Here is a 20,769-nt window from a genome sequence, read left to right as displayed (position 1 = left end):
CGGTGCCAAAGCCGTGAGATTATTCCCCCGGCCTGTGAACCGACCTCTGATCCGATAAGCTGCCGTCAGACCAGCGCCAGCATTGTATAGGGCGCTTCACAGGAGTGGCGCTCATCCCGTTCATCCACGCTGCCCAGCTCATGGTTGCGATCATTGTCATAGACCACGAACAGCCGTTCGCGATCCAGTACCGCAAGCCCCTCCGCCTTGTGCTCGAACTCCAGCACGCGACCATCCTCATGCGTCACCAGCGTCGGGGATTTGCCTGCATGGAAGTCGGCCAGCGACAGCACCCACAGATATCCCCCGATCACCTCTTCACTGCCCTGCTCGGTCTCGAAGCTGGTCACCAGATAGAGACGTGCGTGATAGGTATCATATTCCAGGCTCGAAAGACCACACTCGTGATTCACCCCCTCATACTCGGCGGGGTCAAAGGCATAGACGTCGTGAAGGTCCTCGATGAACTCGATATTGTCACTGTCGGTCATGGCATAGCGCGCCCCGATGACGCGACGAACGTACGCGAAGTCATCATGCGAGTTGCCTTGCTCTCTTACCCCGAACAGGATCAGCCCATCGCCCTTGTCACTCGGCACGACCGCCAGGCCTTCGATCTTGTAGTACGGCTGGCCAATGGCCGTTTCCAGCTTCTGACGGAATTCCAATGAGCCCTCGACCCCGTCACGCGGGTCCGGGTCGACCACCTGCACCTTGTCCGGCTCACCCAGCGGCCAGATCAACAGGTGGTTGTAGGCATTCAGGGCATGGCTCTCGCTATCGATACGATCAAACCCGGTGGTTGCCAACATGTGACGGCCATCGGTGGTCAGCGCGAAGTCTTCATACTTGACCGCCTGACGGATCAACGGCGTGGTCAGATACTCAAGCCGGCTGTCATCGGGCCCTTGCGAATCCAGTGGCAATGAGAAGACCGCCGAGCGTCCCTCTCCCGGAATCGGCTTGTCACTCGCCATCAACAATCGCTCACCGTCATAGGCCACGGCGGATATCTCGGCGTTCACCAGCTTGCCATCCTCATCCTTCAAGCCGGCCGGAAAACAATGGATCGTGCCCTGTTGCGTGATACTTACCTTCGCCATGCATGCTCCTTGAAATGAAACGTCATGACAGTGGGACAGGCCATGCGGGATTGAGTTCGGGGCAGTGCATGCCGCCCTGCCTCAGGCAGGCCAATGACAGGGGCTACCCCTGGAACATATCTTGGGATTGAGACAGAAACAGAAAAGCATCTTCAAGACTCCACAACGCCCCGCGAGACTCCAAGAGGCAGGAGTGTCGCGGGGCGCTGGGTGTATCAAGCATCAATCGTCAGGGCGCTGAATCACGCACTGGCCAGCGGTGTACGTTTCACACTTCCCTGGCCGGCGCCGCCAGCACCGTCTCGGGATTCCCACCTTGAGCGGTTGCAGCCTGCTGCGCGTGAATACCCTGCTTGCGAGAGCTGCGCGCACGCCAGGTGATGGAGATGGCCAGTACCACCAGCATCGCCCAGGGGTAAGGCGTGAAGAAGGACGCCATTGCACTCGGCGCCGCGACGCCCGCTTCGGCGGCACTGGCAGCGATCACCTGCTGCCAGACTGCCACCGCGATATGCCAGGGCAGCAGGAAGAAGACCGTGCAGACGGCACAATCCATCAGGTTCGCACTGCGCTCCGGTGCGATTGCGAACTTCTCGGCCAGCTTGCGCACCAGCCCGGGGCCAACCAGCAACAGCGCCGGCGCATTGGCGGACAGCGGGATGGACGCCGCGATCGTCACCGCCACGATGCCTGTCTCGGCTCCCGTGCGCGACCTGATCAAGCTGTCATTGGCCTTGTCGAGCAGACGCCGCATCAGGCCAGCATCCAGAATCACCTGCGTCAGTGCCAGTACCATCAGGGCGAACAGCACGGCGCCGGTCACCGAGGCGATACCGTTCTCGATCAAGCCTGTGCTTTCACCGCGCTGTGCCGGCAGCGCAAAGATATCGCCCAGGCTGATGGCGCCGATCACGAGAGCACAGAGCATGGCGACCAGGTTGCCGAAGAACATCGCCTCGATGATATGGCGGCGCTTGAGGGCCAAGCCGACCACCACGGCCAGAGGCAACAGCATTACCAGGCCGAGCGCATTGCCTGATGCCAGCGCAGGCACCTCGGTCAGCGCCGTCTCGCTGCCACCGGCCACCAGGAAGATCACCACGCAGATGGCAGCTGCGGACAGTGCCAGCGGCAGACGCGTGCGAATGACATCCGCGACCTGCGCCCCCTGGGTGAAGGACGACACGATGGTGGTATCCGAGACTGGCGACAGATTGTCACCAAAGGCAGCCCCCGAGAGCAGCGCCACCGCCAGCATCGTCGGGTCTGCGCCCAGCATCACGCCGGCCGGATAGAGCACGGGCCCAAGGCCGATGACAGTGCCCACGCTTGTGCCGGTACCCAGCGAAAACACCATGCAGATGGCGAAGGCGAGCACCACGAAGACACCACCTGTGGCACCCATCGAGGCACCAATCCATTGCAGGCCATCGATGAGTCCGCCTGCCATCATCAACTTGCCGAATACCCCGGCGAGCAGCCATAGGGCAATGATGGCGGTCGCGGTGTGGTTGCCCATGCCACGCAGCAGGCTCTCGCAGTAGGCCGAGCGATCACGACACAGAAAGAGCCCGACTCCCATCGCCAGCCAGGCGCAGGCCCAGAAAGGCTGGGTGCCCGCACGCTCGAATACCGAGAGGTAGATCAGCCCCGCCACCAGCACCATCAGCGGCACCAGGGCGCCCATCACTCCACCCCGAAACACCAATTCCTTCGTATCCTGTTGCTGCATATTCTTGTCCCTCACACGCGAGTCTTGTTATTGGAGTCATCCTTCCCTGGCGGGTCTGCACATGACATCCCAAGCCCCCGCCAGATAGCCACAGGCTATGCGAACCACTTGCGTGACGACCAATGCCAAAATCGATGGCAAACGATTACTTTTGCACATGACCAAGCAATCTCTCTGCCAAATATTAGAAAATCAGGAATTTCACATACCAAAGCAGTGACAGGACAGTGATCTGTCAGGGTGCTGACGCATCAATCAGCGTTGCCGCAAGGCAATGTTTGAAAGAGGCAGTACTGGAGAGAAACATCATGACGAGAGACGGTCTTGGAGAAAAATATCAGCTGCGAAAGCTCGCCGGGCTGGGGCCTTGAGGCAGAACGCGGTTCTACATGCAGCTCTACATGTGTCTCGACACGCGCCTCAATCCCCGCCCTTGCAAAAGCTTGCAGGGGCGGACATTACGGAAAAGGGAAACGCCGGGATGATGGGCGTGGGTGAAGGCTGGACTGAAGTCAGCGCCGCACGGGGGCGCAGCTAGGGATCAGCAGATGCTCGGTAAAGGGGTAAGCATTGGTCGTCTGCACCTGTCGTCTGCACCGGCCCCCTGCACCTGTCCCCTGCACCATCTTCATGAACCGGAGAGTCCGGGCAGGCGCCCGGGCACACGGCAGTTCATGTCATGTCGGGCGATCAATGCAGCACGTTGCGAATGAAGTGCAGCATCTCCGTGCCCGTGTTGTGGTAGCGGTAGGCCTGATCGCTGGGATAGACATGGAAATCCCCGGCGCGAATGACGATTTTCTCGCGTTCCAGCGTGAGAGTCAGCTCACCTTGCGTGACCACCAGCATCTCGTGCCAACCGGCATCATCGGGCGCGGAGTCATAGTGCTCGCCGGGGGCGAGGGCCCAGTCCCATAACTCGACTTCCTGGGTCGCCGGCTTGCTGGCCAGCAGCACGGCGCGGCTTTCGGGCGCCTGCCCGACCCAGGCCACCTCATTGATGCGTGCCGAGTCTTCGCTTTCCGGGGGCTGCACCAGCGCGTAGAAGAGCACTCCAAGCGCCTCGGCGAGCTTGTCGAGCGTACCGAGGCTGACATTGACGTCGCCCTTCTCGATGTTCACCAGCATGCGGCGACTGATCTCGGCCTGATCCGCGAGTGCCTGCTGGCTCAGCTCGGCGGCCAGACGCAGGCGGCGTACATTGGCCGCGACATGGACCAGAACATCGGGTCGATCTTTCCTGTTGTGCAATATAGTGCGCATCCGTACAATCCCGCTGACGATGAGGGAAGCCGGCATTCAACTGGCCTCAAGCTCCCTCCCCTTGCTACCTCAATGTCCACGAATCATGCCGCATGTGTTGCTGGCTGACCATGACCATCACCCACAGGATCACTCAAGGAGACACCATGTCCGTTGCTGTCGCAGCCTCCTCTTCTCGTCTGTGGCCCGTCGCCATGTTGCTGGTCGCCATGTGCTCGATCCAGAGCGGTGCTTCGCTGGCCACTTCCCTGTTCCCGATGATCGGTGCAGCGGGCGCGACGGCAATTCGATTGATCATCGCCTCGGTTCTGCTGCTGGCCATTCTGCGCCCGTGGCGCAAACCGGTGACACGCAAGGCCTGGAAGTCCATCACTCTCTATGGCGTGGCGCTGGGTGTGATGAACCTGCTGTTCTACCAGGCCCTCAAGACAGTACCGCTGGGCATCGCCGTGGCACTGGAATTCACCGGTCCGCTGGCCGTGGCACTGTTGAGCTCACGTCGCTGGCTTGACCTGGGCTGGGTGGCGCTGGCGATCATCGGATTGGTGTTGCTGCTGTTGCTGGGTGAGGACACCGCTGCGCCGATCGACCCCGTCGGTGCCGCCTTCGCCCTCGGGGCCGGCGTGTGCTGGGCGCTCTACATTCTGTTCGGCCAGAAGGCCGGGGCAGGCAACGGCACCCAGAGTGCCGCATTGGGGATCACGATCGCGGCGGTGGTGGTCGCGCCCATCGGCGTGATGGAAGCGGGCAGCGCCATGTTCTCACTCGAGATATTGCCATTGGCCTTGGCCGTCGCCGTGCTCTCGACCGCCCTGCCCTACACGCTCGAGATGATCGCTCTACCGCGCCTGCCGACCCATACCTTCGGCACTCTGATGAGTCTGGAGCCGGCCGTGGCGGCGCTGTCCGGACTGCTGTTCCTCGGCCAGGCATTGGGCCTACTACAATGGCTTGCGATTGGACTTGTGATCACCGCCTCGGTTGGCACGACGCTGACCGGTCGCCGCACGGACGTTTTCGACGCCCCGATACCGGACTGAGCAACGTATGAGGCATGGTCGTTTCTCATGGCCCAGCGTGGTATATCGTTCATTCCTTCATCACGTCCCATGAAAGCAGGAGGCAGCCGATGACCTTGCAGCGCTCACCATCCTCACCCCCCACCGCCCTGCGCGCCACCGTGCAGATGGGAATCTGGTTCGGGTTGAGCTTTCTCACTGCCGCCATCGGTGCACTGGCTTCGGTAGATGCCAAGACCTTCTACGCAAGCCTCACTCAGCCCGCATGGGCACCTCCAGCGGGCGCCTTCGGGCCAGTTTGGACGGCATTGTTCGTGATGATGGCACTCGCCGCCTGGCGGGTCGCGCGCGATGGTCTGCATGCCAGCAACGGTTTCCGCTCGCGCCATCGTCTGGCGCTCGGACTCTTCGTGGTGCAACTGATCGTCAATGCCCTGTGGAGCTGGCTGTTCTTCGCCTGGCATCTCGGTCAGGCGGCCTTCATCGACGTACTGATACTGTGGACGCTGATTGCCGTCACCCTGTTCGCCTTCTGGCGCATCGATCGCTTCGCCGGACTGTTGATGCTGCCCTACCTGGCGTGGGTGACCCTGGCCAGTGCGCTGACCTGGTCCGTCTGGCAAGCCAATCCGGCCCTGCTGGGGAGCTGAGCTGCGCTCCATGTGCCTCTCATCCTGGTGCACGCAACAGACACGCCAACGCCCTCTTGCTGTCGCGACCCTGCCGCCGTGGGCCTGTTGAGCGATCAGATTTCCTGACGCGCCTTCAAGCGACCTTCCTCCACCACCAGCACGCGATCCGCGACCTTGCGCAGCAGTGCCGCATCATGACTGACCAGTACCAGCGCCGTGCCCTGCTCGCGCACCATCTTCACCATGCAGGCGATCACCTCCTGCTGGACCAGCGGGTCGAGGCGTGAGGTCGGCTCATCGGCGAACACGAAGCGCGGCTTGATCAGCATCAGACGCAACAGTGCGAAACGCTGCAGCTCGCCACCCGAGACCTGTCCCGGCAGACGCGAGAGCAATTCCGGCGCCAGGCTCAGTTGCGCCATCAGCTGCGGCAGCTGGCTGTCGTCGAGACGATGGCGTGCGCTGAGATCCTTCAACAGGCGCCCCAGTGTCCGGCGTGGCGGGAAAGTTACTACGGGGTCCTGATAGAGCTTCTGATACTCCAGGCGTTCGGCATGCTGGACTACGCGTCCTGAATGCGGTGCCAACAGGCCGAGCAGTGCATCACCCAGCGATGACTTGCCACAGCCGGAAGCGCCCTGGACGCCGATGATCTCACCACTCTTCACACTGAGTTCCACGTCACGCAGCAGCGCGGTCTCCCCGCGCGCGATGGTCAGATTCTCGGCGCGGATGATGGTCTCGCCTGCCGCCTTGCCATCACGGTTTGCACTGTCGGCTGCCGGCTTAAAGGCGGCCTCAGGCCAGGCCTGTGGCGCGGCATTCACCAGGCGTCGGGTATAGGCATGTGTCGGTGCGGCCAGCACATCACGCGTCGCGCCCTGCTCGATCACTTCGCCCTTGCGTACCACCATCAGGCAGCCACCGATCTGGTGCGCCAGCGCCATGTCATGGGTGATGACCATCAAGCCGGCACGCGGTGTCTCGGCCAGTGACTTGAGCAGCAGCTCGCCGATCTCGCTGACGCGGGCGGCGTCCAGCCCCTTGGTCGGCTCGTCGGCGATCAACAGCGGTGCGCCGCCGGCGCGGGCGGCCGCAAAGGCCACGCGTTGCGCCATGCCGCCGGACAGCTTGCCCGGCAGCTGCTCGCTGGCCGCGGCGACACCCAGCTGCTCCAGATCGCTGCGCGCGGCCGCGTGGGAGGCCTGCGCCGAACGCCCCGCAACCAGACGATATGCCTCACCGACCTGACGAATTACCTTCATCAACGGGTCCAGCGCCAGCCAGGGCTCCTGGGGCAATACCGCCAGGCGACGACCCCAGAGCGGGCGACGATTCTGTGGCGTGTGCAGAGGATATTGCTCGCCGTCGAGCCACAGGCTGCCGGAGGCCACAAGTTCCGGGGGCAGCGTGCCCAGCAGTGCCTGAGCCAGCAGACTCTTGCCGGACCCCGTCTCACCGATCACCACCAGCGGTTCTCCCGCCTTGAGCGCAAGCGAGACAGGTGCCAGCAGCGCCGTCTGCGCGCCGCGGACCCTCACGCTCACATCCTCGGCACACAGCACCACATCATCCGCCGTTGCCCCATGCCGCGTGTGAGAGACAGGCGTGGTCATTGTCGCGACATTCATGGGCGCGCTCCTTCGAGGGTGTCTGCGGCGGTTGACGTTCTGGCCTTGCTGCCGGACATCAGCAACAGTCCCAGCAACAGCAGGAAGGTGACCAGCACCGGCGTCAGCAGCGCGAACGGCGCTTCACGCCAATACGGCAACAGCTCGACCATCATGGTGCCCAGCTCCGGCGTAGGCTCCGGAATGCCGACGTGGACGAAACCCAGCGCGGCAATCGCCATCAGGGCGTTGGCCATGCCGAAGGCCATCGCCGTCATCATCACGGGCGCCATTTCCGGCCACAGGTGATGACGAAAACGGTACCAGGCTCCGAAGCCCAGCAGACGACTGGCCTCGACGCCGGGACTCGCCAGCACGCTGCGACCGGTGGCACGGGCCAGACGGAAGAATTCCACCCACAGCACCAGCGACAGGCCCAACCACAATGCCAGCGGCGTCGACGGCAGGATGACGCTGACCATCAGCACCAGCAGCAGCCCCGGCAATGCCAGCAGGCTGTCTGACACCAGGCTCAACAGGCGCTCGGCCCAGCCACCGCGTCCCGCGGCCAGCAAACCCAGCGAGATGCCTGAAAACGCGGCCAGAATCACCGCCCCTGCGGCAATGGAAAGCGACAGCCCGAGCGCCGCCACCAGACGGTGATACAGGGAGCGCCCAAGATGGTCATAGCCCAGCGGGGCGCTGGTGATCATCTCACCGGCGTCAGTGGCACCAACGGCATTTGCGCCCTGCAGCGCACGATAGAGATGCTGCTCCAGCGGGTCTCCCGGTATCACCAGATTGCCCAGCAGAGCCAGCAGCACGAGGCTCGCGACCAGCGCGGCCCCGATCACCCGGCGCAATGGCCAGTCAAGACGTGGACGACGCACGGCGTCCACGCGCTGCGGCGCGAGCCCTTCCACCACCTGATTCATTTCACACCCCGTGGGTCCAGTTGGCGACCCAGCAGATCGACCAGCAGATTGATCAAGACAAAGCCGACGCCCAGCACCAGGGCGGTGCCCTGCACCATCGGCACATCGCGCGAGAAGATGGCGTGCACCAGCGCATGGCCGATGCCCGGCCAGCCGAAGATGCTCTCGATCACCACCACCCCTTCCACCAGGGTCACGAACTGCAGCCCCAGATAGGTCACCAGCGGCAAGGCCACATGGCGCAGGCCGTGACGCCAGAAGGTCTGGGCGTTGCTGAGGCCCTTCCAGCGCGCGAAATCATGGAAGGCCGTCTGGGTGACAGCGGCCATGGCATCGCGTGCCAGACGTGCCGATACCGCTGCCAGCCCGAGCGCCAGCGTCATCGCCGGCAGAATGAAGTGCTGCGGCTCACCGTGACCGGCAGCCGGCAGCAGGCCCATCTCCACCGAGATCAGCAGGATCAGCACCAGCGCCAGCAAGAACTGCGGCGTGGCGCGCAGCAGGCTGCAGACGGCCAGCAGGCTTCGGTCCAGCCAGCCACCGGCACGCAGACCGGCCAGCAGCCCCAGCGGCGGGCCGATCAGCAGCGAGATGCCCAGCGCCGCGCCGGCGAGTGACAAGGAGTTGCCCAGCTGGTGACGAATCTCCACCCACACCGATTCACCGGAAATCAGCGAGGTGCCAAGCTCCAGGCGCAGGATATCGCCCAGCCAGTAAAGGAAGTGCAAGCCGCCCTGTGCCTCGAGACCCAGTTCGGCGCGCACCGAGGCCGCAGCGGCCGCATCCAGCGCGTCATAACCATAGCGACCGGCCGCGATGCGCCAGGCGGCATCGCCGGGCAGACTCTGCATCATCAGATAGCTGGCGCCGCCGACCATCAGCACCACCATCAATAGCTGCAACAGACGTGAAGGGATATTCATTGTGCCCACCGCAATTCTGAAAGGCCGAAACTACGCTCCCAGGGGTCTACCTGAGCGCTTTGCAGTCGATTGGAGATCGCCAGGTTCTGGTAGTACCAGGCGATGGGGATCACGGGCAGCGCCCGCTGGATCACGCCGCTGGCCTGGGCGCGCGGGTCCTCTCCTGCGGGCGTGGGCCCGTAGCCCTCACGTGCCATGCGCTCAAGCTCAGCGGTGAAGTCGGCGTCAAACCAGCCCATCGCCCCCCAATCACCGCCGGGGGATTCAGGCGTCCCCGCGTAATCGCTCAGCACGTTGCCGATGGGGTCCGGCACCATGGCCAGATTGCGCGCGAACAGGGCCATGTCGAGGCTGCCGTCGTGGTGGCCAGCCGGAATCGCCGAGAAGTTGGTGATATCCAGACGTGTCTGGATGCCGATGGCGTGGAACTGGCGCTCCAGCACCGTGGCAACCAGCGGCAGCTCCGGACGGTCCGAGAAGGTGATCAGACTGATCGCGAGACGCTGGCCATCCTTGTGGCGGATGCCCTCCTCGCCGACGGTCCAACCTGCGGCGTCCAGCAGTGCACGCGCCTTGGCGACGTCCTGATGGAGTTCGGGCAGTGCGGGGTCATGCCAGCCTTCCACCATCGGCGGGAACAGCTGGCTGGCGCCACGCGGATAGCGCAGCACGACCTGCGCGATGGCGGTACGATCGATCGCCAGACTCAATGCACGCCGTACAGCGGGGTCCTGAAAGGCCGGATGATTGGCGTTGACCTTCAACAGCATCGTGCGCGGCGTCGCGGCCGCTGCCAGAGTCACACGCGGCGATTGGGAGAGACGCTGGCGACTGGCGGGGTCCAGCCCATAGGTGAAGTCGGCATCTCCGCTCTCGGCGATCAATGCCCTGCCCTCGGCGCGACTGACCGCCTGATAGCGTGCCTGACGTACCTCGGGCTGCTCGCCCCAGTAGTTCTCGAACGCGACGACTTCCAGGCTCAGCGGCGGCGTCATGCGCTGCATGCGATAAGGGCCGGTACCGATGACCTCCTGGGCAGTACCCGACCCATCGTAGGCTGCCGAGGCCAGAATCTGCTGGCGATAATCGGCCAGATAGGCCGGCAGTGCCGCGAAGGGCTCGCTGAGGGCAATCACCAGCGTCTGGTCATCTTCAGCGACGATCCGCTCGATCGGCACTGACTTCAAGATGCCCGGCTTGGCACGTGCGATCTCGAGACTCTGACGCGCGACTTCGGCATCCAGACGGCTGCCATCATGGAACTGCACGCCGGAACGCAGCGTGAAGCGCCACTCTAGGCCGTCTTTTGAGACGCTCCAATCCGTGGCAAGGCCTGGACGCAATTCGCCCGTGGCATCGACATCCACCAGGGTCTCGACGACCTGCATGCGCTGAAACAGGATACCGCTCAACAGCGGGTCTGCCCCCTTGATGTCAAAGGGAGCGACGATCTCCAGACGTCGTGTGTCAGCCGCCGATGCCTGCGCCGCTGAGGCATCTTGCGCATGGCTGGGCTGCACCACGGCCAAGCTCATCAGGACGCTGGCGACGGCCAGCTGCCTACGTTTGTGAAGGAAGGTTCGGTATTGCCACCGAAGTCCTGAGAGCAATTTGACCATCGATATCGCGCGTCCTGAGCAAGAGCGTGGTTGCCGACGCGCAACCGGCGCCGACCCACAAAAAAACGCAATGTTATAGTGTAACCATTACGTTTTGGCAACTCTCGACTCACCTTCTGCGCCTAGGCAGAGCTGGACAGGCACTTGAAAGGTGCAGGACAAGTACTGGACAGGCATTCACTTGTCAGCGGCAATCCAACATCCGATGATAGATGGCAGATTACATTAGTATGCGCTAACCGACTGGTCCGCTATCATGGACGAATGGTCATCAGTCCGCGCATCTGTGCCCTTACCCTCAACAATAAGCGACAGGATCATGGATGATCTCAGCATTACCCCTATCAGCGATTCGGCTTGCAGCAGCTATCTGAGCGCCGCGGCACGGCGACTGTGCTGTGGCAACATGCTCGCGACCTACAAACGGCATGGCATGAGCTGGGACGAGGAGTTGTTCAGCGAGCGCTGGCGAGACAACGAGAATTACGCGATACGTATCAATGGCGAATGGGTCGGCTTCATCAGCCTCAAGGCCCTGCCGGATATCCTGTATCTGCGTGACCTGCAACTGGTGCCACATTGGCAAGGCCGTGGTGTCGGCTCCGCCTGCCTGAACTGGTTGATCCAGCTGGCAACGCAACAGGAGTACGGCCAGTCGCTGGTGAAAGACCGTGCCTCCGAGCTAACCCCGGGCGCTCAGCCCTGCCCGCGCGCGCTGCGCCTGAGAGTCTTCTCCGACAGCCCGGCATTGGCGCTCTACCAGCGCCACGGCTTCTCCCTGGTCAATGAGCAGTGCACCCCGACGCGCAGTGGCAGCATCATGGCGCTGGAACGCCCCCTCGCCTTTCAGGCAGCGCCGTCGCTCTCCCCGCGGGTTGATCACGCGCCCTTGCCCCTGTCGGGCAAAGCGCCTCTCGACACAATCATCGACGAGTTTATCGATGAAGACGCCTTGACGATCACGGCCAAGCGCAAGCGACAGTCCCCTTCAGCCGCGCGGGATATCGCGCATCATTAGGCGATTTCCCGTGCGCGATTTCCGCCAGATACGACAATGCCCGGTCCTATGACCGGGCATTGTCGTTCAGGGCTCATTCACCATCAGGGGTGAGAATTTCCTCAGCTGATGGCTGATGGGCTCCTCCTCAGCGGGCGAGGAAGTCCAGGATATGGCGCACGGTTTCTTCAGGCTTCTCGTCAGTGACCCAGTGGCCGGCGTCCTTCACCCAGATCAGCTCGGCACCCGGAATGGCATCTGCCAGCATCGGGGCGTAATCCGGTTTCTGGAAGTTATCCTTGTCGCCCCACAGCACCAGGGTCTTGATCTCGATATTCTTGAGCTCTCCGGCGATGGCCTGGGTGTATTCCTTGTTGAGACGACGCATGTTGCGGAAGAAAGCCGCCTTGCCTTGCTCGCTGTTCCACTGGGAGGCATAGCGCTCGACCATCTCTTCGGTCGCGACGGCCGGATCATGCACACCACTGGGCATGAAGCCGCGCATAGTGCTGATGAATTCCTCGACGCTGGTCGCTTCCTCGACGCCCGGCTCCAGCAGCTGCTTGAACTCCGGAATCGGCCAGGAATCGAAGCATACGCTGTCGATCAGTACCTGACGGCGAACACGCTCGGGATGATTGACGGCCATCAGCTGACCGATACCCCCGCCGATATCATGCGAGACGACATCCGCACTCGCCACACCCAGTGAATCCATCAGCTTGATGAAGATGCGTGTCTGGGCATTGATGGACACGTCAGCATCCACCGGCATGTCCGACTCGCCATAGTTGAGCATGTCCGGGGCGATGACCCGGTAATGTCTGGCCAATTCCGGCATCACATCGCGCCACATCAGCTTGTTGGTCGGAATGCCGTGAATCAACAACAGCGGCTGACCTTCCCCCATTTCCTTGTAGGCAATGCGGTGACCTTCGATCATTGCATAACGGGTTTCCAAGGCTTCCATTGTCACGTTGTCGTGGCTCATTGCTGACCTCCTTGCTTGCTCGATTCTCAATCACGGCCTCGGCAATCTCGATTGCCGACCTTGTGCGCCGTGAACGTGGTGTCACCTTACGAATTCCTGAGCGATCACTCAAGCACGATTTTGATTGATTGCTCAAAATACGTTTCAATAGCCGCAATCTTCAAAGGGAAAGCCCAATGGCCCGTGTCATCAACCGTAGTCTGCTCGATCTTCGCCGCCTTACCATCAATCTGGTGACCTACCCCGAGGGCCACAGCGTAATGCGTCATAACGACCCGATGGGTAGCGGCAGCTACTACAAGCTCAATATCGTGCTCAAGAAACCCCGTCAGGGCGGTGTCTTCGAGACCGATGGCAGCCTATTTCGCCTCGCGGACCGCGTGGTGCTGTTTCGCCCCGACCTTCACGAACACAGCGTCAGCCGCATCGAGCGCGGCAAACGTGTGCTGCTGAGCATCGCCTTGCACGCACCCTGGCGCTGATCCGCAGTGAGCCTGCAATCGAGAGTCGTGAAGTGAAAGCGGATAGTGGAACAGACAGCGGGTAACGCCTGGCGATAAAAAAACGCCAGTCAGCTATCGCTGACTGGCGTTCTTTCCCGATGACCAGGTGCTCAACAATGAGCTACCTCGGCTATTTCATCCGGTCCAGCCCGACGCGATAGCGGGCAAAGCCCATCTCGTCCTGATCCACCAGCGTCATCGGATAGACCGCCTGGGCATCGATGAACTGCTGCGCATCCTCGCCGGGGGCGGTGGTGAAGCGAATGTCCAGCGGGGTGTCCGTGTCGATCGCGGCCAGCCGCCAGTTGTGATCCGCCGCCGGGTCCACCGCGCCCTGCTGCTGCGTCTGGCGCGAGATGTACTGGGCCAGAATGCTGCGATTTTCATCCGGTGACGCAAAGGCGACATTTGACTCACCGGTACCGGGGAAGTCCTCGCCGTAGGCGCGATAGTTGTTGGTCGCGAGCAGGAAGACATCGTCGTCATTGACCGGCTCGCCCTGGTAGGTGAGCCCCTGGATACGGTGGGCATCGGCATCGATCAGCGCACAATTGCCGTCGTAACGCGCCGGCTGCGTGACATCCACCCGATAGTCGACGCCGTCGATCACATCGAAGTTGTAGCTGCGGAACCCTTCCCAGTTGAGCAGGGGCTGGGGCGTGGCGAGATCCGGGTCAATGCGATGGAACTGGCCGGCGCTGCACTCAAGCCATTCCCGCACTTCCCTTCCGGTAACCTTGAGCGCCACCAGCGTATTCGGATAGAGATAGAGGTCGGCGGCATTGCGGAAGCTCAACTCGCCGGCCTCCATCTCGGTGAACTGGGTCGGGTCATTGTGACGGCCGCCGACCTTGAATGGCGCGGCTGCCGAGAGAATCGGCAAGCTTTCCAGGTCCGGGTCGCCTTCGACGAAGCGTTTGACGTAATCGGCCTGGGCACGATTGACGATCTGGATCGTCGGGTCGTCCTGCACCAGCGCCAGATAGCTCTTCATCGCTGCACTGGCGCGGCCGATACTGCGATTGACGTACTCGCGCGTGGCGTCGTGCTCATGATCGACCAGCGCCGCCAGTTCGGCGTCTTCCGCCACCTGTGCCTCGCCGCCCACCTGAATCGGGCGCGCCTCTGTCTGGCCACTTACCACCCGCCACTGACCCGAGGCATTGCTCAGTTCGAGATCCATCACGCCGACATGGCTGCCCCAGTGCCCCGGCATCATCGCCGGCACGCCGTTGAGGGTGCCCTTGGCGATATCGGCCCCCGGTACCTCGGCGAATTCCTCGCTGGGGAAGACGGCATGGGCATGCCCGAAGGCGATGCCATCGATCCCTTCCACCTGCGAGAGGTAATACACCGAATTCTCGGCCATCACCCGGTAGGGGTCGGTCGAGATGCCAGAGTGCGGGATGGCGATCACCACATCCGCGCCCGCCCGGCGCATCTCGGGCACCCAGCGCCTGGCGCTCTCGGTGATGTCCTCGGCCGTCAGGCGGCCCTTGAGATGCTTGCGGTCCCAGGTCATCACCTGCGGCGGCGCGAAGCCGATATAGCCGATCTTCAAGGTCTGAGCGTTGCCCTCACTGTCGGTGAAGACATGAGCGGTGATCTGGTAGGGCGTGAAGTACGGCTCGCCGGTCGTGGCGTCCAGCAGGTTGGCATTCACATAAGGGAACTGCGCGCCGGAAAGCGCCCGTTCGAGATACTCGAGCCCGTAATTGAACTCATGATTGCCGATGTTGCCGACATCGTAATCCAGCTGATTCATGACCTTGTAGGCCGGGAAGACATCGCCCTCCTTGAGCCCCTCCGCCGCCATGTAATCGCCCATCGGGCTGCCCTGGATCAAATCTCCGTTGTCCAGCAGCACGCTGTTGGCCACCTCGGCACGCGCCTGCTGGATCAGACTCGCCGCGCGCACCAGGCCGATGCGTACACTGGGCCGGTCCTTATAGTAGTCGTAATCCATCACGTTGGCGTGGATGTCGGTGGTCTCGATCACGCGCAGTGACAGCGTCGCGGCATTGGCTGGCTGAGCGATCATCACGATACCCCCAATGCTGGCCAGACCGAGAATGGCTGCCCGCAGGCGACGCATTGCACGCGGACGCCGGGTGTTCCCCGCACCCTCTTTGGTACCAGAGGTCGGCTGACCTTTCCTTCCGGATGATGCATTCGCCATCTCTCACTTCCTTGTCATGGGGGGATGTTCCTGTGGCCCTTCAGGGCAACGCTCCATTATTCAGATGCCGACGCCTCAGGCAACTGGCGGTCCCTGCCCGCCAACCAGCCGATTCCCGCCATCAGCACACTGAGGGAAGCACACACCATCAATGCCAGCTGCCAATCACCCTGCCGATCGTAGAGCGCCCCGATCAACGGCGGCCCCATGGCCGCGAGTAGGTAGCCCAGGGTCTGCGCCATGCTCGAAAGCGATGCCGATTGCATGGCATCGCGCGCCCTGAGGCCCATGAACGACAGGGCGAGAATGAAGCTCGCTCCGGACCCCGCACCGAGCAGCAGGACCCACACCAGCGCCCACCCCGGCATCAGCCACAGCCCGATGAACCCTGCCAGCGACATGCAAGGCGTCGCGAAGGCGATCAGGCGTTGATCCTTCAGGCGCGGCATCAGGGGCACCAGAATCAATCCCGGCAAGGCCGAAGCCAGCTGCAGCAGACCATGCAGCGAGCCCGCCTTTTCCGGCGAGAAGCCATTGTCCGCCAGCATGCTCGGCAGCCAGCTGTTGACGGTATAGAACAGCAGCGAATTGATGCCCATGAACAGCGTCACCTGCCAGGCCAGTGGCGAGCGCCACACCGCTGCCTGACGCACCGGACGCGCGGCTCCCTTTTCGGCTCCCTTTTCGGCTCCCTTCTCAGCTTCCTTCGCCGCCGTCGGTAGGGAGCGATGCGACAACTGTGGCCACCACACCCCCATCGTCACCACTGGCAGGATGACCACCACGAGCATCGCGAACTGCCAGCCAGCGCTACTGCCCTGCGCCAGCGGCACCATCAGCGCCGAGGCGATGGCGGCCATGATGCCCATGGTCAGCACATAGCAGGAGGTCAGCAGCGCGACATGCTGCGCGAAGCTGCGTTTGACCAGACTGGGCAACAGCACATTGCCCACCGCGATGCCCGCCCCGATCAGGCCGATACCCACATATAGCGAAAGCGTGCTGCCCTGCACCCGCAGCACGATACCCGCAGCGATCGTCATCAGGGCCAGGAAGAGGCTGCGTTCGAGCCCGATCCTTCTGGCCAGACGCGGCACCCAGGGCGAGACGACGACGAAGGCCAGCAGTGGCAGGATCATCAACAGGCCGGCCGCCGTGGCATTGAAGCCCAGCGCCGCATGCAGACGCTCAAGCAACGGCGCGATACTGGTGAAGGGCGCACGCAGGTTCATGGCGATCAGCAGGATGCCGGCGATCAACACGGCAGGATGGCTCAATCGCCGAACGGGAGACGAGTGGCAGAGTTCAGTCATGAGACGCTCGCAGCGAACTTGGAACGGACAGATAGCGGGACGACACATCAGAGGTGAATTCCCGCGCAGATTAACGATAGCGTAATCGCCAATATCGCTGCAGAATTGAGCCATCATGACATCAGATCACTGAAATCGGACAATCTACGAGTCGCCATGCCAGCAGCTATTCCAGCCAGCTCATCCGAGCCCCTTGCCACGCCTGATGGGACGTCAGCGGAGCAGGTCGTTGGCGGCCATCCCGCTGTGCCCTTCTCCAGCAGCGTCTGCGAGCACGACCCGGACATCTACGAGATCCCGGCCAGCGCCCTGCATGTGGATACCGGCCAGCAGGTGATGGAGGTCCCGATCCACCAGCATCGCAAGGGACAGCTGGTCATCGCTCTGCATGGCGTGGTGACCAGTCACGTGCCGGAAGGTCTGTGGATGGTGCCGCCGCACAGCGGGGTCTGGATTCCCGGCAACCTGCCCCACAGCAACCACCTGACCCGTGGCGGCCGCGTATGCCACCTGTTCATCGAGCCCGGTGCGCTCGAGATGCCAAGCCACAGCTGCACGCTGTCGATCTCGCCTCTGCTGCGTGAGCTGGTGCTGCGTCTGGCGGAGCTGCCCCAGCCATATCCAGAACAGGGGCCGACAGCGCGCCTGGTCGATGTCCTGCTGGAAGAACTGGCCCGCATGCCCAGCGAACGTCTGCATCTGCCCTTGCCTGAAGACCCACGGCTGACCCGCATCAGCGATGCCCTGATCAAGACCCCGGACGACCGACGCACCCTCGCCGAGTGGGCAAGCGCACTGGCGATGAGCGAACGCACCCTCGCTCGCTTGATCCAGCGCGATACCGGCCTGAGCTTCAGCCGCTGGCGTCAGCAATTGCACCTGGTGGTGGCGATCCGCCTGCTGGCCGAGGGCATGAGCGTGCAGCGCGTCTCGGAGGAAGTCGGCTATCAGTCCGTCAATGCCTTCATCAGCATGTTCAAGAAGCTGCTCGGTACCACGCCTGCCCGCTATCTTCAGGAGCGGGCACAACGCAGCTCGGGAAGCGCGGTCGGCACCCAAACCCTCGACTCGGCCGAGGAGCCTTCAGACTAGCCGCAGGCCCCGACAGCGTGATGTCTCCTACGAGACAGGAAGGCCCCGAGTCGCCGTTGCACTGACGACTCGGGGCCCGGGACGATAATCGAACATCGCTTACCGCGTGGCAGCCTGCGCCACGCTGACCGCCAGCGCTTCGACGGAATCCACGATCGGCAGCCTGACATCCAGCAGATGGCTGATGATGGAGAGCTCCGTGCAGGCCAGCACCAGCACATCGGCGCCCTGTGAGACCAGATCCGCGGCCGCCTGACGGAAGGCATCGCCGATCACCTCATCACTCACCTGCCCCTTCTTGACGTTGCGGATCACCTCCAGCATCGCGGCCTCATCCTGGGGATAGGCCAGCGACAGGCCACGCGATTCGATGAAGCCTTCGTAAAGGCCGATCTTGCGCAGCGCCGGAGAACACAGCATGCCGACACGTGCGCCCGGCCACTGCGCCGCTACTCGGTCCAGTGTGCGCTCGACGATATGCCACACCGGAATCGAGACGGCGTCCTGCGCATCCTGCCAGTAGTAGTGCGCGGTGTTGCAGGGCATGACCAGAAAATCACACCCAGACTGCTCCAGTCGCTGAGCCATTTCCGCGATGGCAGGCCCCGGAGAGACATCTCCCCCTTCCAGCAGAGCCTTGATGCGCGACGGCACCTTGGGATTGTTGTCGACCACCATGTGCACATGATCGATGTCATCCTCGGCCGGTGTGGCCTGGATCACCTGCTGCATGAAGGCCACCGTGGCATCCGGCCCCATGCCGCCCAACACGCCCACGACGATATGTTCTGCGCCCGAGGCGTCATGCGAGCTTCTCATTGGTTGTTCTCCGACAAATTGATTGTTCTCCGACAAAACTCTCACTGAAGGTAAAGGTTCGAGAGGATGGCGACGTGGCCCGCATCCTCTCGAGGAACCGTGATGACGAGCCACTGCCCTCCGCTGCGCCGCTAGAAGCCCATCATGTCCGGCAGCCACATCGTCAGCTGCGGCACGAAGGCCAGCAGCAAGGCGATCAGCACCATGGTGCCGACCAGCGGCAGCGCACGCACCGAAATCTTCTCGATGGACACGTTGGCGATGCTGGAACTGATGAACATGTTCTCGCCCAGCGGCGGGGTCGAGAAGCCGATCCCCAGACTGACCACCAGCACGATCCCGAAGTGCACCGGGTCCACGCCCAGCTCCACCATCACCGGCAGCAGCACCGGCGTGACGATCATGATGGTCGCCAGAATCTCGATGAACATGCCGACGATCAACAGGAAGGCGATCACCAGAATCCACACGAGCCACAGGCTGTCGGTGATATTGAGGATGCCCTGGGCGATCATGGCCGGAATGTGATGCTCCACCAGGATGCGACCGAAGGCGGTGGCGGTGAACATGATGATCAGCACGCGGCCGGTCAGCCAGGTCGTGTTCTGGAAGGCTTCATTCAAGCCCAGCAGCGAGGACTCCTTGTGAATGAAGACACCGACGAACAGCGCATAGAAGATCGAGACGACGGCGGCTTCGGTCGGCGTGAAGAGACCGCTGTAGATGCCGCCGAGGATGACTACCGGTGCCATCAGTGACCAGAATCCTTCCTTGAGCACCTTGAAGACACGCGCCTTGTCATACGGCTCGCCCTGGGCCTGATAGCCGTTGCGCTTGGCGGTGATGTAGTTGGCGATCATCAGCGCCGCGCCCAGCAGGATGCCCGGAATCACGCCCGCCATGAACAGCGCGGAAATCGACTCATTGGCCGTCACGCCATAGATGACCAGCGGCATGCTGGGTGGAATCACGACGCCCAGACCACCCGCCGTGGCGGTGATCGCCGCCGGATAGCTTCGACCGTAGCCACGCTCGATCATCGCCGGAATCACCAGCATGCCCACGGCCGCCGTGGTCGCCGGGCCAGAGCCGGAAATAGCGCCGAAGAACATGCAGGCCATCACCGCCGCCGCCCCCAGGCCACCTGCGGCCGGGCCCGCCAGCTCCTCGGCGATGCGAATCAGGCGCCGCGCGATACCGGCATCGCCCATCAGGGCGCCCGCCAGGATGAAGGACGGCAGCGCCATCAGCGGGAAGGAGTTGATCGCCGAGAACGCCAGTTCCACCAGCGAGGTGATGTCATCGCCACTGACGACATAGACCGCCATGGACGCCACCCCAAGGGCAACGACGATGGGTGAGCCCAGAAACAGCAGCGCGCCGAACAGAGAGAACAGAATAGTCGCGGCCATGGTCTCAGCCTCCCATCTTGACGGTGCGGGTATCATCGGCGGCGTCCGGGGCCGCTTCCGTGATGCGCTTCACTTCTTCGTCGTCCACGTTGCCAGGCTCGATGCCTCTGACCAGCTTGAGGAACTGCACCTGCAATACGCGAAAGGCCATCAAGGTGAAGGCCACGGGGAAGATGTAATAGACGTAGGCGAGCGACCAGCCGAGCGCCGGTGACTCATAGGGAAACTCGGTGAGAAGCCCGATCAGATCCAGGCTCTTGTAGGCGATGATCAGACTGAAGACCGCCCAGATGATATCGACGAACAGCAGGATGGCGTTGGCCACCTTGCGCGGCAGTAGATTGATATGGGTCTGCAGCCGATTGTGGGCACTCAGGTGAGCCGCGTGCGCGGCGCCCAGAAAGACGAACCAGACGAAGGCGTAACGTGCCAGCTCTTCCATCCATGCCAGGCCGATACCGAACACGACACGCAATACCACCTGGGAAAACAGCAGGAGTACGAAGACCGCCAGCAGGAAACGACAGGCGTAATCCTCGATATTGTTCAATCTGGCCAACATGCGAGCCTCCTTCACGATGAACTGTGAGAGGGATACCCGCACTGGCGAGTATCCCTGCTCGAGAG

The 20,769-nt window shown here is 62.6% G+C and carries 18 protein-coding genes; 5 read left to right on the top strand and 13 right to left on the bottom strand.

What is annotated here, in order from left to right; genetic code table 11:
• Positions 1-65 precede the first annotated feature (65 nt).
• The 3 genes from F8A90_RS07935 to F8A90_RS07925 form a co-directional block, all read right to left on the bottom strand.
• The gene (locus tag F8A90_RS07935) at positions 66-1,103 is read right to left on the bottom strand and encodes a hypothetical protein (protein ID WP_200019668.1); all 1,038 of its coding nucleotides are present in this window, start codon (positions 1,101-1,103) and stop codon (positions 66-68) included.
• Positions 1,104-1,371: 268 nt separating this feature from the next.
• Entirely contained in the window at positions 1,372-2,835 is a 1,464-nt protein-coding gene (locus tag F8A90_RS07930; protein WP_200019667.1) for a Na+/H+ antiporter NhaC family protein, read from the bottom strand.
• A 690-nt stretch (positions 2,836-3,525) separates the two neighbouring features.
• Entirely contained in the window at positions 3,526-4,098 is a 573-nt protein-coding gene (locus tag F8A90_RS07925; RefSeq protein ID WP_200019666.1) for a helix-turn-helix domain-containing protein, read from the bottom strand.
• Positions 4,099-4,244: 146 nt separating this feature from the next.
• Here F8A90_RS07925 and rhtA point away from each other — a divergent pair, with 146 nt between their 5' ends.
• Together rhtA and F8A90_RS07915 are read left to right on the top strand one after the other, a co-directional pair.
• Positions 4,245-5,138 (top strand): threonine/homoserine exporter RhtA, encoded by an 894-nt coding sequence (rhtA, locus tag F8A90_RS07920; RefSeq protein WP_200019665.1) that lies wholly within the window; start codon positions 4,245-4,247, stop codon positions 5,136-5,138.
• An 89-nt stretch (positions 5,139-5,227) separates the two neighbouring features.
• The gene (locus F8A90_RS07915; RefSeq protein WP_233593599.1) at positions 5,228-5,767 is read left to right on the top strand and encodes a TspO/MBR family protein; all 540 of its coding nucleotides are present in this window, start codon (positions 5,228-5,230) and stop codon (positions 5,765-5,767) included.
• A 95-nt stretch (positions 5,768-5,862) separates the two neighbouring features.
• Here the strand turns inward: F8A90_RS07915 and F8A90_RS07910 are convergent, their stop codons facing one another.
• From F8A90_RS07910 to F8A90_RS07895, 4 genes are read right to left on the bottom strand one after another with little or no spacing between them, the layout of a single operon-like run.
• Entirely contained in the window at positions 5,863-7,380 is a 1,518-nt protein-coding gene (locus tag F8A90_RS07910) for an ABC transporter ATP-binding protein (protein ID WP_233593598.1), read from the bottom strand.
• Positions 7,377-8,294: an ABC transporter permease gene (locus F8A90_RS07905; protein ID WP_200019664.1), complete on the bottom strand. Its 918-nt coding sequence runs from the start codon at positions 8,292-8,294 to the stop codon at positions 7,377-7,379. Before F8A90_RS07905 ends, F8A90_RS07910 begins: the two co-directional genes overlap by 4 nt.
• Positions 8,291-9,217: an ABC transporter permease gene (locus F8A90_RS07900; protein ID WP_233593597.1), complete on the bottom strand. Its 927-nt coding sequence runs from the start codon at positions 9,215-9,217 to the stop codon at positions 8,291-8,293. The genes F8A90_RS07905 and F8A90_RS07900 overlap by 4 nt, the downstream gene beginning before the upstream one ends.
• On the bottom strand, positions 9,214-10,740 hold the full coding sequence (locus F8A90_RS07895) for an ABC transporter substrate-binding protein (protein WP_200019662.1): 1,527 nt from the start codon (positions 10,738-10,740) through the stop codon (positions 9,214-9,216). The genes F8A90_RS07900 and F8A90_RS07895 overlap by 4 nt, the downstream gene beginning before the upstream one ends.
• Before the next feature lie 415 nt (positions 10,741-11,155).
• Between F8A90_RS07895 and F8A90_RS07890 the strand changes: the two genes are divergently transcribed.
• Complete coding sequence (locus F8A90_RS07890; protein WP_200019661.1) at positions 11,156-11,854, top strand: GNAT family N-acetyltransferase; 699 nt, start codon at positions 11,156-11,158, stop codon at positions 11,852-11,854.
• 127 nt (positions 11,855-11,981) lie between these two features.
• Here the strand turns inward: F8A90_RS07890 and F8A90_RS07885 are convergent, their stop codons facing one another.
• The gene (locus F8A90_RS07885; RefSeq protein ID WP_233593596.1) at positions 11,982-12,824 is read right to left on the bottom strand and encodes an alpha/beta fold hydrolase; all 843 of its coding nucleotides are present in this window, start codon (positions 12,822-12,824) and stop codon (positions 11,982-11,984) included.
• A 176-nt stretch (positions 12,825-13,000) separates the two neighbouring features.
• Between F8A90_RS07885 and F8A90_RS07880 the strand changes: the two genes are divergently transcribed.
• Positions 13,001-13,306 (top strand): hypothetical protein, encoded by a 306-nt coding sequence (locus F8A90_RS07880; RefSeq protein WP_084208808.1) that lies wholly within the window; start codon positions 13,001-13,003, stop codon positions 13,304-13,306.
• Positions 13,307-13,457: 151 nt separating this feature from the next.
• On the opposite strand, the gene F8A90_RS07875 is transcribed toward F8A90_RS07880, so the two are convergent.
• Positions 13,458-15,506, bottom strand: a complete 2,049-nt coding sequence (locus F8A90_RS07875) for a bifunctional 2',3'-cyclic-nucleotide 2'-phosphodiesterase/3'-nucleotidase (RefSeq protein ID WP_200019660.1) — start codon at positions 15,504-15,506, stop codon at positions 13,458-13,460.
• 56 nt (positions 15,507-15,562) lie between these two features.
• Complete coding sequence (locus F8A90_RS07870) at positions 15,563-16,819, bottom strand: MFS transporter (protein ID WP_200019659.1); 1,257 nt, start codon at positions 16,817-16,819, stop codon at positions 15,563-15,565.
• A gap of 156 nt (positions 16,820-16,975) precedes the next feature.
• Here F8A90_RS07870 and F8A90_RS07865 point away from each other — a divergent pair, with 156 nt between their 5' ends.
• Positions 16,976-17,911, top strand: a complete 936-nt coding sequence (locus tag F8A90_RS07865) for a helix-turn-helix domain-containing protein (RefSeq protein WP_200019658.1) — start codon at positions 16,976-16,978, stop codon at positions 17,909-17,911.
• A 99-nt stretch (positions 17,912-18,010) separates the two neighbouring features.
• Here F8A90_RS07865 and F8A90_RS07860 read toward each other — a convergent pair whose 3' ends face one another.
• The 3 genes from F8A90_RS07860 to F8A90_RS07850 all read right to left on the bottom strand — a co-directional run bounded on the left by F8A90_RS07860 (position 18,011) and on the right by F8A90_RS07850 (position 20,704).
• A complete protein-coding gene (locus F8A90_RS07860; protein ID WP_200019657.1) occupies positions 18,011-18,730 on the bottom strand; it encodes an aspartate/glutamate racemase family protein in 720 nt (239 codons plus the stop codon).
• A gap of 131 nt (positions 18,731-18,861) precedes the next feature.
• Complete coding sequence (locus F8A90_RS07855) at positions 18,862-20,142, bottom strand: TRAP transporter large permease (RefSeq protein WP_077376955.1); 1,281 nt, start codon at positions 20,140-20,142, stop codon at positions 18,862-18,864.
• A 4-nt stretch (positions 20,143-20,146) separates the two neighbouring features.
• Positions 20,147-20,704 carry a TRAP transporter small permease gene (locus F8A90_RS07850; RefSeq protein ID WP_200019656.1) on the bottom strand — a complete coding sequence of 186 codons (558 nt, stop codon included), beginning with the start codon at positions 20,702-20,704 and terminating at the stop codon, positions 20,147-20,149.
• Positions 20,705-20,769 lie beyond the last annotated feature (65 nt).

The organism is Cobetia sp. cqz5-12, assembly GCF_016495405.1.
Taxonomy (GTDB): domain Bacteria; phylum Pseudomonadota; class Gammaproteobacteria; order Pseudomonadales; family Halomonadaceae; genus Cobetia.
The sequence above is the reverse complement of the archived record's forward strand: the minus strand, read 5'-3'. Positions and strand labels throughout refer to the sequence as shown.

Excerpts from the sequence above, each read along its gene's own strand:
- F8A90_RS07935 (WP_200019668.1), bottom strand. The coding sequence starts at position 1,103 with ATGGCGAAGGTAAGTATCACGCAACAGGGCACGATCCATTGTTTTCCG.
- F8A90_RS07930 (WP_200019667.1), bottom strand. The coding sequence starts at position 2,835 with ATGCAGCAACAGGATACGAAGGAATTGGTGTTTCGGGGTGGAGTGATG.
- F8A90_RS07925 (WP_200019666.1), bottom strand. The coding sequence starts at position 4,098 with ATGCGCACTATATTGCACAACAGGAAAGATCGACCCGATGTTCTGGTC.
- rhtA (WP_200019665.1), top strand. The coding sequence starts at position 4,245 with ATGTCCGTTGCTGTCGCAGCCTCCTCTTCTCGTCTGTGGCCCGTCGCC.
- F8A90_RS07915 (WP_233593599.1), top strand. The coding sequence starts at position 5,228 with ATGACCTTGCAGCGCTCACCATCCTCACCCCCCACCGCCCTGCGCGCC.
- F8A90_RS07910 (WP_233593598.1), bottom strand. The coding sequence starts at position 7,380 with ATGAATGTCGCGACAATGACCACGCCTGTCTCTCACACGCGGCATGGG.
- F8A90_RS07905 (WP_200019664.1), bottom strand. The coding sequence starts at position 8,294 with ATGAATCAGGTGGTGGAAGGGCTCGCGCCGCAGCGCGTGGACGCCGTG.
- F8A90_RS07900 (WP_233593597.1), bottom strand. The coding sequence starts at position 9,217 with ATGAATATCCCTTCACGTCTGTTGCAGCTATTGATGGTGGTGCTGATG.
- F8A90_RS07890 (WP_200019661.1), top strand. The coding sequence starts at position 11,156 with ATGGATGATCTCAGCATTACCCCTATCAGCGATTCGGCTTGCAGCAGC.
- F8A90_RS07885 (WP_233593596.1), bottom strand. The coding sequence starts at position 12,824 with ATGAGCCACGACAACGTGACAATGGAAGCCTTGGAAACCCGTTATGCA.
- F8A90_RS07880 (WP_084208808.1), top strand. The coding sequence starts at position 13,001 with ATGGCCCGTGTCATCAACCGTAGTCTGCTCGATCTTCGCCGCCTTACC.
- F8A90_RS07875 (WP_200019660.1), bottom strand. The coding sequence starts at position 15,506 with ATGGCGAATGCATCATCCGGAAGGAAAGGTCAGCCGACCTCTGGTACC.
- F8A90_RS07870 (WP_200019659.1), bottom strand. The coding sequence starts at position 16,819 with ATGACTGAACTCTGCCACTCGTCTCCCGTTCGGCGATTGAGCCATCCT.
- F8A90_RS07865 (WP_200019658.1), top strand. The coding sequence starts at position 16,976 with ATGCCAGCAGCTATTCCAGCCAGCTCATCCGAGCCCCTTGCCACGCCT.
- F8A90_RS07860 (WP_200019657.1), bottom strand. The coding sequence starts at position 18,730 with ATGAGAAGCTCGCATGACGCCTCGGGCGCAGAACATATCGTCGTGGGC.
- F8A90_RS07855 (WP_077376955.1), bottom strand. The coding sequence starts at position 20,142 with ATGGCCGCGACTATTCTGTTCTCTCTGTTCGGCGCGCTGCTGTTTCTG.
- F8A90_RS07850 (WP_200019656.1), bottom strand. The coding sequence starts at position 20,704 with ATGTTGGCCAGATTGAACAATATCGAGGATTACGCCTGTCGTTTCCTG.